General features: G+C 45.8%; 10 protein-coding genes. 3 read left to right on the top strand and 7 right to left on the bottom strand.

Annotated features, from left to right (window positions below; all coding sequences use genetic code 11):
- Positions 1-146 precede the first annotated feature (146 nt).
- Positions 147-1,823 (top strand): M14 family metallopeptidase, encoded by a 1,677-nt coding sequence (locus QNH15_RS03775; RefSeq protein ID WP_283892705.1) that lies wholly within the window; start codon positions 147-149, stop codon positions 1,821-1,823.
- Between the two features lie 55 nt (positions 1,824-1,878).
- On the opposite strand, the gene QNH15_RS03770 is transcribed toward QNH15_RS03775, so the two are convergent.
- The 4 genes from QNH15_RS03770 to QNH15_RS03755 all read right to left on the bottom strand — a co-directional run bounded on the left by QNH15_RS03770 (position 1,879) and on the right by QNH15_RS03755 (position 9,712).
- Positions 1,879-4,167: an ATP-dependent DNA helicase gene (locus QNH15_RS03770; RefSeq protein ID WP_283892703.1), complete on the bottom strand. Its 2,289-nt coding sequence runs from the start codon at positions 4,165-4,167 to the stop codon at positions 1,879-1,881.
- Between the two features lie 52 nt (positions 4,168-4,219).
- Complete coding sequence (locus QNH15_RS03765) at positions 4,220-5,488, bottom strand: ATP-binding protein (RefSeq protein ID WP_283892701.1); 1,269 nt, start codon at positions 5,486-5,488, stop codon at positions 4,220-4,222.
- Between the two features lie 156 nt (positions 5,489-5,644).
- Positions 5,645-8,104, bottom strand: a complete 2,460-nt coding sequence (locus tag QNH15_RS03760; protein ID WP_283892699.1) for an alpha-amylase family glycosyl hydrolase — start codon at positions 8,102-8,104, stop codon at positions 5,645-5,647.
- Positions 8,105-8,251: 147 nt separating this feature from the next.
- Positions 8,252-9,712, bottom strand: a complete 1,461-nt coding sequence (locus tag QNH15_RS03755) for an alanine/glycine:cation symporter family protein (protein WP_488259964.1) — start codon at positions 9,710-9,712, stop codon at positions 8,252-8,254.
- Positions 9,713-10,072: 360 nt separating this feature from the next.
- Here QNH15_RS03755 and QNH15_RS03750 point away from each other — a divergent pair, with 360 nt between their 5' ends.
- Positions 10,073-10,543: an NUDIX hydrolase gene (locus tag QNH15_RS03750; protein ID WP_283892697.1), complete on the top strand. Its 471-nt coding sequence runs from the start codon at positions 10,073-10,075 to the stop codon at positions 10,541-10,543.
- A 162-nt stretch (positions 10,544-10,705) separates the two neighbouring features.
- Positions 10,706-10,846: a hypothetical protein gene (locus QNH15_RS03745; RefSeq protein WP_283892696.1), complete on the top strand. Its 141-nt coding sequence runs from the start codon at positions 10,706-10,708 to the stop codon at positions 10,844-10,846.
- 34 nt (positions 10,847-10,880) lie between these two features.
- On the opposite strand, the gene QNH15_RS03740 is transcribed toward QNH15_RS03745, so the two are convergent.
- The 3 genes from QNH15_RS03740 to QNH15_RS03730 all read right to left on the bottom strand — a co-directional run bounded on the left by QNH15_RS03740 (position 10,881) and on the right by QNH15_RS03730 (position 15,993).
- Positions 10,881-12,266, bottom strand: a complete 1,386-nt coding sequence (locus QNH15_RS03740; protein ID WP_283892695.1) for an aldehyde dehydrogenase — start codon at positions 12,264-12,266, stop codon at positions 10,881-10,883.
- A gap of 168 nt (positions 12,267-12,434) precedes the next feature.
- Positions 12,435-14,273 (bottom strand): ABC transporter ATP-binding protein, encoded by a 1,839-nt coding sequence (locus tag QNH15_RS03735; RefSeq protein ID WP_283892694.1) that lies wholly within the window; start codon positions 14,271-14,273, stop codon positions 12,435-12,437.
- Complete coding sequence (locus tag QNH15_RS03730; protein WP_283892693.1) at positions 14,254-15,993, bottom strand: ABC transporter ATP-binding protein; 1,740 nt, start codon at positions 15,991-15,993, stop codon at positions 14,254-14,256. The genes QNH15_RS03735 and QNH15_RS03730 overlap by 20 nt, the downstream gene beginning before the upstream one ends.
- Between the last annotated feature and the right edge of the window lie 136 nt (positions 15,994-16,129).

Below are 16,129 nucleotides of genomic sequence, written 5' to 3'. Positions count from 1 at the left end.
AGGCCTTATCACTCAGCTTCTCTCGTTTTATTTTTTATACTTGGTAAATATCTCCTGTTTTACTTATAATTGGACCCAAACCATTTATCAACCAGGAAAACTATGATATAGATTGGATAATCAAATAATTTAACAGGAGGTATTGCATGAAAAAAGTCCTGCGTCCCACTTCTTTCGTTCTGGCTCTTGTTCTTGCAGCCGGCATCTCTGCTCCTGCATCACACACCGAAAAGGCTGCCGCTGCCGAAGCGTCGGATCCCTTCACACCTTACTACGGAAATGGTCCAAGCTATGTCCAGCCGGACAACATTTCGTATCTGTTTCCAAAACCCAGCGAAAGCTTTTCAACTCCCGCCTTTGAAAAAGGAAGGCTTCCCTTTACTTCTCAGGAAGAAATGATGTCGTTCATTAAAAAGTTGGACCGTAACCACAAAAATGTTTCCCTGACAACCATCGGCCGTTCCCTTGAAGGACGAAAGCTGCCGCTGCTCCTCTTCAGCAACGATAATCCCAACAAGATCAAAACCAATAAAAAGAAGCCGCTGATCTGGATTCAGGGACAAATCCACGGCAACGAACCAGCCGCTGGTGAGTCTGTGCTTGTTACCGCCCAAAAGCTCGCACAGGGAAAGATGGGCAATGTTCTCGATAAAGTAAATATTGCGATCATGCCGCGCGTCAATCCCGATGGTTCTTTCTACTTCAAACGGTACATCGCCACCAACCTGGATGCCAACCGCGACTACATGAAGGTTGAATACCCGGAAGTTCAAGCCATACATAAGGCAATAAATGAATTTCAGCCGGATGTTGTGCTTGATACACACGAGTACACGGTTAATTCAGGGCCACTCAAAAAATTCGGGGAAAGCGGTTCTCTTCCTTCCTACGACCTGTTGATTTCATCTGCGAAGAACCTCAATATTCCGCAAAGCTTAAGAAAAGCGTCTGACAACCTTCTTCTGAAGAATGTCAATAAAGGACTTGATGCAAAAAATCTTTCTCATCATGCCTACTATACGCTTGCAACCGAAGGCAGTGATCTCGTTGCTACGGAAGGAAGCACGGAAACACGAATCGGAAGAAATGCGCTCGGCCTGAAAAATACGATGACCTTTTTAATTGAAACAAGGGGCATCAATATCGGCCGTGCTGATTTTGACCGCCGCGTCTATGCACAGACCATGGCACAGCAATATTTCATCAAAGTCGCGGCAGGCAATGCGGCTAGGGTAAAGAAGCTGGTCAAAACGGCCCGTCAGGACGTCATCTCTAAAGGAAAGAAAGCAAATGATGGGGATAACGTGGTGGTCACCAGCGAAAACAAGCGGGTACCGGATCAGAAGCTGAAGGTCGTGGACCTTGCCACTGCGAAAAAAGCGGACATCCCCATCATCTGGGAGGACTCCACTGATGCGTATCCAACACTTGAAAGAGAACGTCCAACAGCGTATATCATGCCACCAGCGTACCATGATATTGCCAAAAAGCTTGCCGTTCTCGGCGTGAAGGTTGAAAAGCTGAAAAGACCAGCTTCCCTTTCTGTGGAAAGCTACAAGGTGACTGATAAAGTCGTTTCTACCGAGCTTGAAAACGGCCACTACACCAATAAAGTAACAACCGAAGTAAAAGAGCATGTTCATCCGTTCCCGGCCGGAAGCTATGTCTTCAGCATGGCACAGCCGAATGCAAACTTCATCTCGCTGGCTCTTGAACCGGAATCGGTGGACAGCTATGTCACCTTTAACTTTTTGCCGGTTGAAAAAGGAGATGAAATCCCGATCTACCGTTATATGAGCGAGAAAAAATTGAATGTGAAATAAATAAACAAAGCAGCAGTACAGCGGGACGACCCGCTGCGCTGCTGCTTTTCTTTGTTTAGATGACGGTGAAGTGTTTCCACTCGTTCGGCAGAAGCGTCTGATACTGCCTGGTCAAGAAACGGTCGTCCACGAGCACGATGGTGCCATGGTCACTTTCGGATCGGATCAGCCTGCCGCCGGCTTGCAGCACTTTATTGATGCCAGGAAAGACATAGGAATAATTATAACCATTCTTTCCGCGTGACGAAAAGTAGTCCTTGATGATATTCCGCTCAAGCCCAAGCTGTGGAAGACCCACTCCTATAACAATGACACCATTTAAACGATCACCAACTAGATCGACACCTTCTGAAAAGATGCCGCCCATCACGGCAAATCCGACCAGTGTACCGTTCGTGCCTGCTTGAAAAGCTTGTAAAAAGCCTTCCCGCTCTTCCTCTGTCATACCGGGTGACTGCACGATGGACTGCACAGGAGCATCAAGACGTTGAAACTGTTCATAGACGTCATTCATGTATTGATAGGAGGGAAAAAACACAAGAAAGTTTCCTTTATTTTTTCCTGTTACGCTGGATATCATTTCTGCAATCGGTTCTTGTGTGTTTTCTCTGTCTCTGTATCTGGTTGATAACGGCTGAATATAAACTTCCAGCTGGTCAGGGTCAAAGGGAGAGGGGATCGCCAGCGCATAATCGTCTTCCCGAAAACCGATCATATCCTTGTAATAGTCAATGGGCGTGAAGGTGGCCGAGAAATAGATGCTTGAGCGATATCCCTTGCTCATCTGCTGAAGCAGCACGGACGGGTCCAAACAGAACATCTTGATCTTCACCTCACTTCTCACATACTCCACATAAGTGACATACCGTTCATCATACAGCTTTGAGATGCGGATAAAGCTTTGCGCCGTAAAATACGTATCAAGAAGAAGCTGCTGGCTTTCTCCCTCCTCCCCGCGAAGCAGTTCACTTTCGGCCGCCGCCACAAAGAGTTCAAGGAGTTCAATAAGCGCTTCAGGCAGCTCTTCCTGCACCATGCTTCTTTTCTCACCACATTGTTTTTTCATTGCCAGTGCAAAATCGTTAACGTCCTTGGCCGATTTCTGCAGCTCGCTGTTTTTCCCCTTAAATTCTCTGGATACCTGTAGAAACGCAGACTTGAACAGCTCTGCCGAAAACATGGAGCGGCCGCGGTCAACAAGATTGTGTGCTTCATCCACGAGCAGGGCACTTTGTTTTTTCTGTTCCTCAAAAAACCGCTTGAGCGAAACCCTGGGATCGAATACATAATTGTAATCGCAGACCACTGCGTCCGCGCCATAGGCAAGATCCAGCGAAAATTCAAATGGACAGAGCCTGTGCTTCAGCGCATATTCCTGGATCACACTGCGGTGAATGACCGTTTCATTGGCCAGGATGTCCAAAACAGCACCGTTCACACGGTCATAATAGCCTTCAGCAAATTCACAATAATCTTTCTGACAGATGGTTTTGTCCTTCAGGCACATTTTTTCCTTGGCGGTCAGTGTGACCGTATGCAGTTGAAGCCCTTTTTTTTGCATGTGCATTAGCGCTTCTTCCGCTGCCTCTCTCGTAATTGTTTTGGCCGTAAGATAAAAAAAGCGCTGCAGAAGATTCTCACCGATTGCTTTTACAGCAGGAAACATGGCGGACATCGTTTTTCCAATCCCTGTCGGCGCCTGGGCAAACAAGTTTTTCTCCTCCATAATCGTGGTGTAGACGGCTCCTGCCAGTTTCCGCTGCCCCGCCCGGTAGGTGTCAAACGGAAACGGAAGCTCTTTGATGCTCCGGTCACGCTTCTTTTTATGATGAACCATCAACTGCGCATAAGGGAGGTACTTGTCCACCGTTTCGGTTAGAAAATCGGACAGCTGGTTTCGAGTGAAGGTCTTTTTAAACCGTTTCTGTTCCTCTGTTTCCACCTGCATATAGGTAAGCTGTACATCGACCGAATCCAGGTCGTGGTCAGATGCATATATACAGGCATACACCTTGGCCTGTGCCCAATGGACAGGATAGGTGTCCTCTTCAATCCATTGCAAATCGTGGGACGTGGACTTGATTTCATCTACAGTAACATTGCCCTCGGAAAAGAGAAGCCCGTCACAACGGCCTTCGATCAGGAAAGCAAGCTGATCGCGTTCCACTTCGGTCTGGACAAACACTTCTTTTTGATCATTTTCAGCGTAGTTTTTTTGTATTTTTTGATGGGCTTTCGTGCCCTCAGTCATCGTGCTCACTGAACGGAAGCGGGAGTCAATGCTGCCGCTTTTGTATACATATTCGACCAGTCCCCGCACGGAAACTTTTACAATGTCAGGCATCTTATCACCATTCCATAAGTTCTCTTATGAACAGTTTAACAGAAAATAACGATTAATAACTGATATTCATCTTTTTGTGGAGCGGCAGTCTGAGGGTGACTTCGGTTCCTTTTCCGGCTTCACTTTTGAATGAAATTTTCCCTTGCATGGATTCTATAATTTTAACCGACACCGTGGTTCCAAGCCCCGTCCCTTTATCTTTCGTCGTATAAAAAAGAGTGCCGATGCGTGAAAGTTGCTCCGGAGTCATTCCTTTGCCGGTATCCGCAATCGAAACCACTGCCTGATCGCCTGATAACGCCAGGGAGACGGTAACGGTTCCTCCAGAGGGTGTAGCTTCGATCGCATTTTTGATCACGTTGACGAGTGCCTGTCTCAGCTGGTTGCGGTCAGTAAAAAGGAAGGCTTCTGCCATCCCTTCCCTTTTCAGCTCCACTCCCTGCTTTACCGCCAGGGCATTTAGGAGCATGCACACATCGGAAAGAATCTGAGATAAAGAGAAATGCTCCAGCTGTTTAAACTCAGGCTTGGCAAAATTCAAATAATCATTAATAATAACTTCCGCCCTTCCCAGCTCGCTTAATACGAGAGGGATATAAGGATGCTGAAGATCCTTGTCGTCTTTTTGCATAAGCTGAAGAAACCCTTTTACAACAGTAAGCGGGTTTCTGACTTCATGAGCGATAGACGCTGCGAGCTCGCCCATGGTGTTCAGTTTTTCAGCCTTCTCAATCTCCTTTTTCATAAGAGAACGCTCAATGATCAGTTCATTCAGCCGGGCAGCGGTTCCAATCCCCAACACCTGTATGATACCGAATGTTAACAGACGGAGGATCGTATCCATAAGAGAGCTGTTGATTTCACTGGAATAGGCTGTAAAGGATAAAAGGATAAAGATTTGTACCACAGTCGGCCATACACCTGTCAACATGGCTGTCTTCACCCGTTTGTATGGATGGTATTCCTTAAAAGTACTACTAAGTAAAAAAGGAATCAGGGCAGCCAATACGATCCCGAGCAAAGCAAAAACCATAGCATCTCCGCCATAAGCTGCACGGCAAACCAGAATGGTCCCCAAAACCATTCCCCCTGAAATTTTACCGCCATACAAAAAAGCCAGAATCAGCGGCGCATAACGCAAATCCCAATACAGACCACCATCATGATAAGCGAAAACAATACAAAAAGCCGCACAAATACTTTGCAGTGCACCCCAGAGGTAGGGGGAAGAAGAAAAATGTTTTCTTTCAAAAAAGAAGCCGTACCCCAAAACCGGGGCAAGAACCATCAACACATGTAAAAGGAGTTTTTCTGTCAGCATCAGCCTGTCTCCTGACGATTTTAGTTATCTTATTTATTACGACAAGAAATAACGTTCCCCTGCCAGTTGTAAAGAAAATCGACCTATTGTGGCAAATAACCCCAGGAACAAAAGAAGACCGCCCCCCCATAAATCGGAGAACCGGCCTTTTTGCATTTAAGACGCTTTTTTCTTACTGTACTTCTTTCCTTTTACCATTTCGTAGATCTGAACACCGCCTGCTTTGGAAGAAATCTTCAAATCATCTTTCTTCCCAGGGTGAATGATGTCTTTCTTGTCCCATACATTCTTCAATACAAGTTCATGTCCCTTGTCCAAAGATTTTTTCAGCGTGATGTTTTCGTTGCCTCCGGTGTTCAGAACAACGAGGAAACGGTCCTGTTTGTTGCTTCTTTCATAAACCAGCACATGGTCATCGGAATACCATTCTTTGATCTTGCCGGTTCGCAGTGCAGGCTCATCGTTTCGCAGCTTGATCAATTGTTTGTAATACTTCTTCAACTCCAGATTTTGCTTCGCTTTATCCCAAGGCATCGGCTCTCGGTAATAGCGGTCCTGATATTCATCTACCGTTGTCTGGTCCTTGCTCTGGGAAAGCCCGACTTCAGTTCCGTAATAAATGATAGGTGCGCCAGGAAGTGTAAACTGGGCCGCAGCTGCTTGTTTCAGCTTGTTTACATCTCCCTTGGACTCGAATAAAAAGCGCGGCATGTCATGGTTATCCAGGAATGTTCCCATCACATACTGAGGGTCATAGGTTGACTGGTTCAAACGGATCGCATCACTGAGCTCTTGCATCGACTGTCCTTTGGCAAATACATCGAGCAATGCGTTCTGCATCGGGAAGTCAAGCGCACCATCCAGCTTGCCAGCGTACGTATTGATTTTTTCCCTGCTGTCCCAAACCTCTCCGTAGATAAAGGCATTTGGCTTCAGCTTTTTCACCGTATGTCTGAAATCCACCCAGAAGCTGTAGCTCGGACCTTTGGCGTAGTCCAGGCGGAAACCGTCAAAACCAAGGTCGTTCAGCCAGAACGGAACCACCTTGTTCATCATATAGCTTCGTGTTGCCGGATTGTCATTATTCAATTCAGGAAGTTCGGTGACACCGTAAAACGTTTTATACTCATTCGGCCAGTTGGTAAACGTATACCAGTTATAATACGGGCTTTTGGTTCCATTTTTTACCGCATCCTGGAAAAATGGGTGCTGATTGGACGTATGGTTTGGAACGAGGTCGTAAACCACCTTCATCCCGTTTTTATGCGCTTCTTTAATGATTTCCTTCATCAGCTTGTTGTTTCCGAAGCGGGGATCGATTTTCAGAAAGTCTGCCGGATGATAGCCGTGAAAATACGGGCCCTTGAATACCGGAGAAATCCAGATTGCATTCACACCAAGGTTCTTGATATAGCTGATTTTGTCTTTTACCCCCTGGAGGTCCCCGCCCATCCAGTTTTTTAGCTTTTCATCATAGGATAGGTTTGGATCGACCGGCTCGTTGTTCAATAGATTTCCGTCCTTGAAACGGTCAACAAACACATGATAGATGGACGCATTTTTCGCCCATTGAGGAGATTTGTAGTCATCCACATAATAGGCAAATTCTGTTGCATCAGCAGACAGAATGCTGTTGGTGTCTGCAAACTGGGAGCCTGTGCCTTCTGTATCCCAAACATCAACCTTGTATTTTACGCGTGTATCGTTTTTTTGCTTTGGAATGACACCAGTCAGTACCGACTTGTACAATCCATTGCCAAGGCTCACCTTGGAGGATACATACATTGGCGCAAACCGGCCAATCTTTGCCAATCCGCGCTTGCCCACGGGCGTTGAGCCGTCGGTTGTATAATAAATTCCTCCTTTGTTGATGGGGCCGTAATGCTCTACAGTGGTTTTAACGGTCACCTTATCCCTGTGATCCGGAATAAAAGGTTGATAGTTAAAGTCGTGTGTTACACGTTTGGCAACGGGTACAGCGCTCCAGTTTTCCACGGTATCACTGACCGTTTGGCCAGCTTCCGTAAAGGTTGCTTTCCTCGGTTCGCTTTTCGCTTCTTTGTATTTGGCATCACCGAGTGCATACAGATAGCTGAACGATTGTCCGGGTTCCCCGGTCAGCTGGATGCTGTAGGTCTTGTCTCCGGTCTTTTTCAGACTGGTGAGCGAGTAGTTGTACTTGTTGAGGCTTGTCCCGATCGTCACATCCGCCCAGTCTGGGGTAGAAGCTGGAACGGTGACATTAAGCGTGACCTTCCCCTTGCCTTCTACGAGCTGAATATCTACTTTTCTTTCATCATCCGGATGAAAGACAAACACATAGCTTCCTGTTTGGGGCGGTACGAATTCCAGGTTGCTGCCGTCCATCCATTGATCGTCTCTTACATACTTAAACTCCAGCTTGTTCCCGCCAGTTAACGGGATGGGATTGCTCTTCCATGTTCCATCCTGTTGAAGGGTCAGCGGATTATTGTCAGTTCCCCAATCAAGCGGCGCCAGGCTTCCTCTTACCACGACTTTTTGATAGCTTGCCGCGGCTGCTGTTTGTGGAAGCTGTACCAGTATAATCCCCAAAAGAAGCACCAATGACATCAGAATGCCAAAACTCTTTTTCAACCAAATTCCTCCTTTTATTACGTTATGCAAACGTTTTCATAAATCTTTAGTAAAAGTTTAGCTGTCTTGACAGAAATATGCAATGAATCTTTTTTACTATTGAATTCAAAATAACAAAATAAAAAACAGGCTTTCGCCTGTTTTTCATTAGGATACTTGCTCCTTGTCCGGTTCCTTGTAGTCCTTCTCCCAGTAGTCGGCATTTTTTATGCCGACTTTAATGGAATTAAAGACAGGATCAAGACCTTGCTTTTTCTGTTGTTCGTAATCTTTTAACGCTTTTAGAGCCGGTTTGGCAAGAATTAATATGGCAATAAGGTTCAGCCATACCATAATGCCAAGACCCGTATCTCCGAGTTTCCATGCCATAGCGGCTTCCTTAACGGCTCCATAGAAGGTTGCCGCAAGAAGAACCACTTTCAGCAGCGGCACCGCCCATTTATTGTTGCGGCCGCGGATCAGATACGTAACGTTCGTTTCGGCAATATAGTAATATGCCATAATCGTTGTAAAAGCAAAAAAGAACAGTGAAACAGCAACAAATCCTGAACCAAACCCAGGAATAACCTGCTCAACCGCAGCCTGTGTGAATCCTGGTCCTGGTTCCACCCCTTTTAAATTATCATAAAGGTAGGTACTATCGGGACCCTGCGTATTGTACATTCCTGTAAACAGAATCATAAATGCTGTCGCGGAACATACAAGAAGCGTATCGATATAAACAGAGAATGCCTGGACCAATCCTTGTTTGGCAGGGTGGGAAACTTCTGCAGCCGCGGCTGGATGTGCTCCTGTTCCCTGACCGGCTTCATTGGAATATATCCCGCGTTTCACACCCCATTGTACAGCCATACCGACGATTCCGCCGAATACGGAATCAGCTGCAAACGCGCTCTTGAAAATTAAGGCAAAAACAGCAGGCAGCTCCGTAATATTAATAGCAACGATAATCAGTGAAACAGCAACATATCCAATCGCCATAAATGGCACCACATATTGAGCGACATTTGCAATCCGTTTTACTCCGCCAAAAATAATAATACCTAAAAGAACAATAATAATAAGACCGGTTATTGACGTATTTACACCAAAAGCATTCTTAATTCCAAGTGCAATAGAATTGGACTGCACGCCAGGCATAAGGATCGCCATGGCAAGAACTGCCGCTAACGCAAATAACGCGCCATACCATCTCCAGCCTGTCCCCTTTTCAATATAAAAGGCCGGACCACCCCGGTATTCTCCCTCATGCTTTTCTTTGTAAATCTGCGCAAGAGTTGATTCGATGAAGGCTGTAGAGGCGCCGATAAAGGCAATCGTCCACATCCAGAACACGGCACCGGGACCACCAAATCCGATGGCTGTCGCCGTACCTGCGATATTACCTGTACCTACACGGCCGGAAAGCGCAATGGCTAAGGCCTGAAAGGAAGAAACACCAGCATCAGAACTTTTCCCCTGAAACATCAGCTTGATCATGTCTTTAAAATGACGCACCTGCAAAAAACGTGTAATGATGGAAAACAGCAGGCCGACACCCAAACAGATGTAAATCATCGGCTGGCTCCACAAGATGTTATTATTCAAAAAATCGATAAACTTCTCCAAACGTCATCCCCCTTTTTGTATCGTCTGAATTTTTTACTTATTTAGAATTATAAGTTAAGGTCTGTTCTATGACAATGTCAGAAACAAAATTCTATGCTATAAATGAGACATTTGTACTAGGAAGGTAGTAATTGGAAAGCAAAAAAAACAGTACACCTTGAAATAGTGTTTTAGAGGCGTTTTTCCTGCTTCCCGTTCAGCTTTTTTATATTTTCGTTTATTGAGCGTTTCAGCAAGCTCCATGCCCAAAGGCGGAACAGCACTAGCTTCCTAAACGCGGTGTTCCCCTAAAAGTTTAAAAAAGGATTTTATAAATTTCGGCCGAATCACAGGTAAGAATACGAAAAAAGGACTGAGAGAATGGGTTATATTATGGAGTTGCGCAAACTGGTCGGAAGCCTGCCGCTTATCATGACCGGAGCTTGTGTTCTTTTAGTTGATAAAAAAGGGGAACTGCTGCTGCAAAAACGAAAGGACAATGGATGTTGGGGCCTTCCCGGAGGTGCGCTGGAGCCAGGGGAACAGCTTGAGGAAGCAGCAGCAAGAGAGCTGCATGAAGAAACGGGATACAAGGCTGTTGAGCTTGAGATCATGCACTTATTCTCCGGTGAACGCTTCTATTACAGGTATCCGCATGGAGATGAGGTCTATAATGTGATTGCCGCCTATACTTGTACAAAATATGAAGGATTGCCCCGTCTTGATGAAACTGAAGTGGAGGAAATCGCGTTCTTTGGACTTAATGAGCTTCCTGAAAATATTAATCCGACTGATATTCCGGTCATTGAATACTTTGTCGAAAAAAACAGCAAGGATCCGCGCCTTCTGTAATGGAGGTGTACAGATCCTTGCTGCCTTATTTTCACTCCCGATTTTTCTGCTCCTTTACTAGTCCAGGTCTTTAGGCACCGAAATCAACCTGAAAGTTTGTTTTATAACAGGAGGTTGGAGGAATACTAATTTTAAGATGTCCATGGAAGGAAGTGCTCACAAATGGAAGAAGGCAAGGTAAAGAGGCATTGCAGCAACTGTAATCAGGAAACCACGCATGTGGTGCGGGAAGATGCGCTTGAACTGGAATTTACATGTACCAACTGTGATCATACAGAAACAGAAGTTAAGACATTCTTTTAATTACAACAGCCGGCATCCGCTGCCGGCTGTTTGTTTATTTGAGCAGTTTCTTGACCAGTTGCAAACCATTATTGGCGGAAGGGTAACGAAAGGAGAAGTCAAAACGGTTCGTTTGTTTCAATACACTTTTCCGGTGAGAAAAGGTATCGAAGCTGGCTTTGCCATGGTAGTTTCCCATCCCGCTCTCCCCGACACCGCCAAACGGAAGATACGGTGTCGCAATGTGCATGAGGGTATCATTGATGCAGCCTCCTCCAAAGGAGATTCTGCTGGTTACCTCGTCTGCTGTATTCTTATTCTGAGTGAATAGGTACAAGGCGAGAGGCTTCGGACGTGAATGGATCAGCTCAATCGCTTCTTCAAGCGAGGTGTATTCGACAACAGGAAAAATCGGGCCGAAAATTTCTTCTGTCATCACAGAAGAATCCAGCTTTACCCTATCAATCAGGGTCGGTGCGATTTTTTGTTTGCTGTCATTTCTCTCTCCGCCATAGATAACCGTTCCTTCCTTCAGGTAGCCTGACAACCGGTTGTAATGCCGTTCATTCACAATTTTTGAGTAAGCGGGACTTTGGATTGGATCGGGACCATAAAACGCTTGAATTACTTCCTTCATCGCTTCAATAAGGGAAGTTTTAATCTTCGAGTGAACAAGCAAATAATCAGGTGCGATGCAGGTTTGACCCGCATTCATGAACTTTCCGAATGCAATCCTTTTTGCCGCAAGCGGAATGTTGGCATCCTCATGGACAATGACCGGACTTTTACCCCCCAGCTCCAGTGTAACGGGTGTCAAATGCCTGGAGGCTGCCTCCATCACCACTTTACCAACCGCTGCACTGCCTGTGAAAAAGATATAATCAAAACGTTCTTCAAGAAGTGCCTGGCTTGTTTGTACGCCTCCTCCTATGACAGCGACATACGATGGAGGATAAAGCTCCTGAAGCAGCGTTGAAAGTAAGGCCGATACATTCGGTGTCAGCTCCGAGGGTTTGATAATAGCCGTATTTCCTGCAGCAATCGCGCCCACTAGCGGGGACAGAGCAAGCTGAAACGGATAGTTCCATGGTGCCATTATGAGGACAGTCCCATACGGTTCAGGAATGATAGAACCTTTTGAGCCCACATGAGTTAACGCAGTTTTTACTTTTTTCGGTTTTGCCCAGCCTTTTAGATGCTTGATTGTGAAATTAATCTCTTCATACAGAATGCCAATTTCTGTTGAATAGGATTCAAGCTCTGACTTTCCCAAATCAAGCGCCAGAGCATCAATCACTTCCTGCTCTCGCTTTTTTATGCCGGCTTTCAGTTTTTTCAGCTGCTCCATCCGGAAAGGCAATAATTTTGTCTCCTGTGTCGCAAAATAGGTTCTTTGGTTTTGAAGAATCTGTTGAATTCCCGCTGCTGACGCCTCTTTCATCAGGCTCACCTCATAACGAATTAAAATGATTAAAGGTTTAAAAATATAAACATTAGTACAACGAAACTATAGGAACTCCCCGCTGAAAAGTCAACACAGTATGTTTGTACATTCATTAAAAAACACCCGGTACTTCCTTTGTAAGCTGAGAAGCGACCGGGTGAACAGTTATCCTATTTCTTTCTGAAGCTGGCTGTGATAAAGCTCCGAGTAGAAGCCGTTTTCCTTTAATAGCTGCTGATGAGAGCCTCTTTCCAAAATCCCTCCGTCTTTTAGAACAAGGATTTGATCAGCTTTTTGTATCGTGTTGAGTCGGTGTGCGATGATAAAGCTGGTCTTGCCCTTCATCAGGCGCTGTAATGCCTCCTGGATCTTCATTTCTGTGATGGTGTCAATACTGCTGGTCGCTTCGTCCAGCACAAGGATAACAGGATTGGCAAGAATGGCCCTCGCGATACTGAGGAGCTGCTTTTGCCCCTGGCTGATTCCGCTGCCGTCCTGTTCGATAACTGTATCATAACCATTGGGAAGTTTCGTGATAAACGAGTGGGCATTTGCTTCTTTTGCCGCCTTCACAACCTCTTCATCACGTGCATCCAGCCGTCCGTAGCGGATGTTTTCCATAATCGTACCTTCAAATAAAAACGGATCCTGTAAAACAAACCCCATTTGGGCACGGAGTGCTTCCCGTTTGATGCTTTTAATATCCCGCCCATCCAGCAGGATGGTTCCACTATCCGTATCATAAAAGCGGGACAGCAGATTGATTATCGTTGTTTTCCCGGCTCCCGTCGGACCGACCAGGGCGACTGTTTCGCCAGGTGCTGCATGAAACGAGATTTGGCTGACCGTATTTCCTCCTTCTTCATAGGAAAAGGAAACATCCACAAATTCAATTTCTCCCCTTACTTCTCCAAGTTTTTTATGGCCTTCCTCATCCTTTTCTTCTTCCTCTTCTTCCAGAATTTCAAATACCCGCTCTGCACCAGCGACTGCGGATAAAAGGGTGTTAAATTGGTTGGATAAATCGTTTAACGGCCGTGTGAACTGGCGGGAATACTCGGCAAAAATCACGATGGTTCCAATGGTAACCATTCCTTTGAGCGCCAAAAACCCGCCTGCCCCGGCGATTAAGGCAAAGCTGATATTATTGAGCACGTTCATCAGCTTGGGAATAAAGCCTGAATAGGTTTGGGCCCAGAAACCCGATTCCTTCAATTTATCATTCTTTTTCAGCAGTTCTGCAATCACCCGGTCTTCCTGAGAAAAAGCTTTAACGATGCGCTGCCCTGAAATGGTTTCTTCAATAAAACCGTTCAGTTCTCCCAAATTTCTTTGCTGCAGTTTGAACAGCTTTCCCGTTCGTTTCGTGATCCAGCGCATACCGAGAAACATGACCGGAACAATGAAGAGAGTTACGGCAGTCAGAAGCGGACTCAGCCAGAGCATAAACCCGATGGTACCAAACAGCGTCAGCACACTTGAAATAATTTGAATAACCGATGAATTCAGCGTCGAGCTTACATTTTCTATATCATTGATGACCCGGCTCATGATTTCCCCATATTGGCGTTTGTCAAAAAAAGGGATCGGAAGTTTGTGCAGGTGGCGAAACAACTGCGTTCTCATGGAGAACACTGTGTTTTGTGCAATTCCGATCATCCAATAATTCTGAAGCCAGAGTGCGACAGAGTTTAGAACATAAACACCAAGCAAACCGGCCAGCAGACGCAAAAGCCCGCTGTTATCCCGGGTGATGATGTAGTGATCAATCGCTTTACCAATCATGAAAGGCCCCAGAAGCCCGAATACTGAACTGAGAATAACCATCAGCAAAACGAGCCATAATCGCCCCTTCTCCCTGGCAAGGTAATTCCAAATCTGCCGAAGTGTCCCTTGCCAGTCCTTTGCTTTTTCTACTTTCTTTTTGGCCGGGGGTTCCTTTTCCAATACTTCCTGGACGACTTCCCTTTTATGGCGGAACGGCTCAATCAAATCCTTGAGCATGCTTCAACGTCTCCTCTCCAAACTGCGATTCAAAGATTTGCTGATAGAGTCTTGAACGCAGCAGCAGGTCTTCATGTTTGCCTTCCATTAAAAGCTTTCCGTTATCGATTAACAGAATTTTATCAGCCTCCATGGCTGTAGCAATCTTTTGCGTAATAATTAAAAGGGTTGAAGGATAGTGATGGAGCGCCTCCAGCAGCTTCCTCTCTGTCTTTAAGTCCAGTGCACTTGTGCTGTCATCCAGCAAAAGGATTTTTGGATGTCTTACCAATGCCCTGGCGATGGACAAACGCTGCTTTTGTCCGCCAGAAAGATTTACTCCCTTTTGCCCCAGCCTGGTGCGGTACTGCTCTGGCAGTTTGGCAATGGTATCGGCAATCTGCGCATGCTCTGCCGCCGTCTTAATTTCGTCGTGCGTTGCATTTTCTTTGCCCCAGGCGATATTTTCCGCTACAGTTCCGGTGAATAACAGCGACTCTTGCGGAACAAGACCAATCGCATTTCTCAGCAATTCCAGCTTCATACGGCTGATATCCGCGCCATCCAGCAAAATCTTCCCTTCCTCCACATCATACAGCCGCGGAATGAGCTGAAACAGCGAAGATTTCCCTGATCCCGTCGCTCCCATCACCGCCACCGTCTGTCCGGCTTCTGCAGTAAAGGAAATATGTTCAAGCACCTTTTTTTGAGTTCCGGGATAACGGAAAGCCACGTCCTGAAATTCAATTTTTCCTTTTATAGCGGGAGCAATGATTTCGGATTCCGAGCGATCGACAAGATCAATCTCTGTATCCAGCACATCCGTGATCCGGTTGGCCGACGCCTTCGCCCGTGAGAACGCCATGATAATCCAGGAAAAGATGGAGAAAGTGGAGGTAATTCTTGTACTGTAATTAATGATCGCCACCAAATCCCCTACCTGGGCACTCCCCGTATTAATCTGTACGCTTCCAAACCACAGAACGCACATAATGGCAATATTCATGACCAGCAGCAAGATCGGATTTGTGGCTTCCATCAGCCGCAACGCATAAACCGTCTGATCCTTTAATTTTGTGTTGGCAGCTGTAAAACGCTTTACCTCATGCCTGCTTCTTAAAAAAGCTTTGATGATACGGATGCCCGAGAGATTTTCCCGCATCACGCCATTCACTTTATCCAGATAGCCCTGAACAAACTTGAACAGGGTTCCTCCTTTTTTTAAAACCCACAGCAAGAAAACAAACAGAATGGGAACGGCCACTGCCAGAAATAGCGCCAGCTCGGGATTAACAACAAAGGACATCACCAATCCGCCCACTACCAAGAGGGGCGCCCGGAGCATCACCCTGAGGCTCATAAAGACGGTATTCTGCAGCTGCGTGACGTCATTGGTCATTCTCGTAATAAGAGAGGAAGTGGGAAAAGAGCTGAAGTTGGCGAAAGAGAAGGCTTGAATCTTTGTAAACAGGATTTTACGGATATCATATCCGTAATTCTGGCTGACATGGGAGGCGTAAAAGGAGTTGATGATGCCAGCAATAAAGGCACAAAGCGAAATGCCGACCATTACACTCCCCCATAGCATGACAACATCAAGATCCCTTTTTATTATTCCATTATCAATCACCTTCGCTATCAAAAGCGGCTGCAGAAGCTCAACCGCCAGTTCAACCAGCATCAATAGCAAAGCTACCGCAATTTGAATTCGGTAAGGTTTTAATATTCGAATCACTTTCAAGAGTGCATCACCCTCCAGATCTTCTATAAAAAAGCACAATATGTAAGGTTCACTAGCTTAATCATACCTCGCGGCTTAAATTTTTGAAATTATTTGAACCTTTTTCCAAAAAAAATAAAAAGCGGAAAGAAAAACA

This window comes from Fictibacillus enclensis, from assembly GCF_030123385.1.
In the GTDB taxonomy this organism is placed as follows: Bacteria; Bacillota; Bacilli; order Bacillales; family Fictibacillaceae; genus Fictibacillus_C; species Fictibacillus_C enclensis.
Note: the sequence above shows the minus strand (reverse complement) of the source record. Positions and strands in the feature narration are given on the sequence as shown.

What these genes read in the sequence shown, in the direction of transcription:
- QNH15_RS03770 (WP_283892703.1), bottom strand. Translation starts at nt 4,167, where the DNA reads ATGCCTGACATTGTAAAAGTTTCCGTGCGGGGACTGGTCGAATATGTA.
- QNH15_RS03745 (WP_283892696.1), top strand. Translation starts at nt 10,706, where the DNA reads ATGGAAGAAGGCAAGGTAAAGAGGCATTGCAGCAACTGTAATCAGGAA.
- QNH15_RS03735 (WP_283892694.1), bottom strand. Translation starts at nt 14,273, where the DNA reads ATGCTCAAGGATTTGATTGAGCCGTTCCGCCATAAAAGGGAAGTCGTC.
- QNH15_RS03750 (WP_283892697.1), top strand. Translation starts at nt 10,073, where the DNA reads ATGGGTTATATTATGGAGTTGCGCAAACTGGTCGGAAGCCTGCCGCTT.
- QNH15_RS03775 (WP_283892705.1), top strand. Translation starts at nt 147, where the DNA reads ATGAAAAAAGTCCTGCGTCCCACTTCTTTCGTTCTGGCTCTTGTTCTT.
- QNH15_RS03740 (WP_283892695.1), bottom strand. Translation starts at nt 12,266, where the DNA reads ATGAAAGAGGCGTCAGCAGCGGGAATTCAACAGATTCTTCAAAACCAA.
- QNH15_RS03765 (WP_283892701.1), bottom strand. Translation starts at nt 5,488, where the DNA reads ATGCTGACAGAAAAACTCCTTTTACATGTGTTGATGGTTCTTGCCCCG.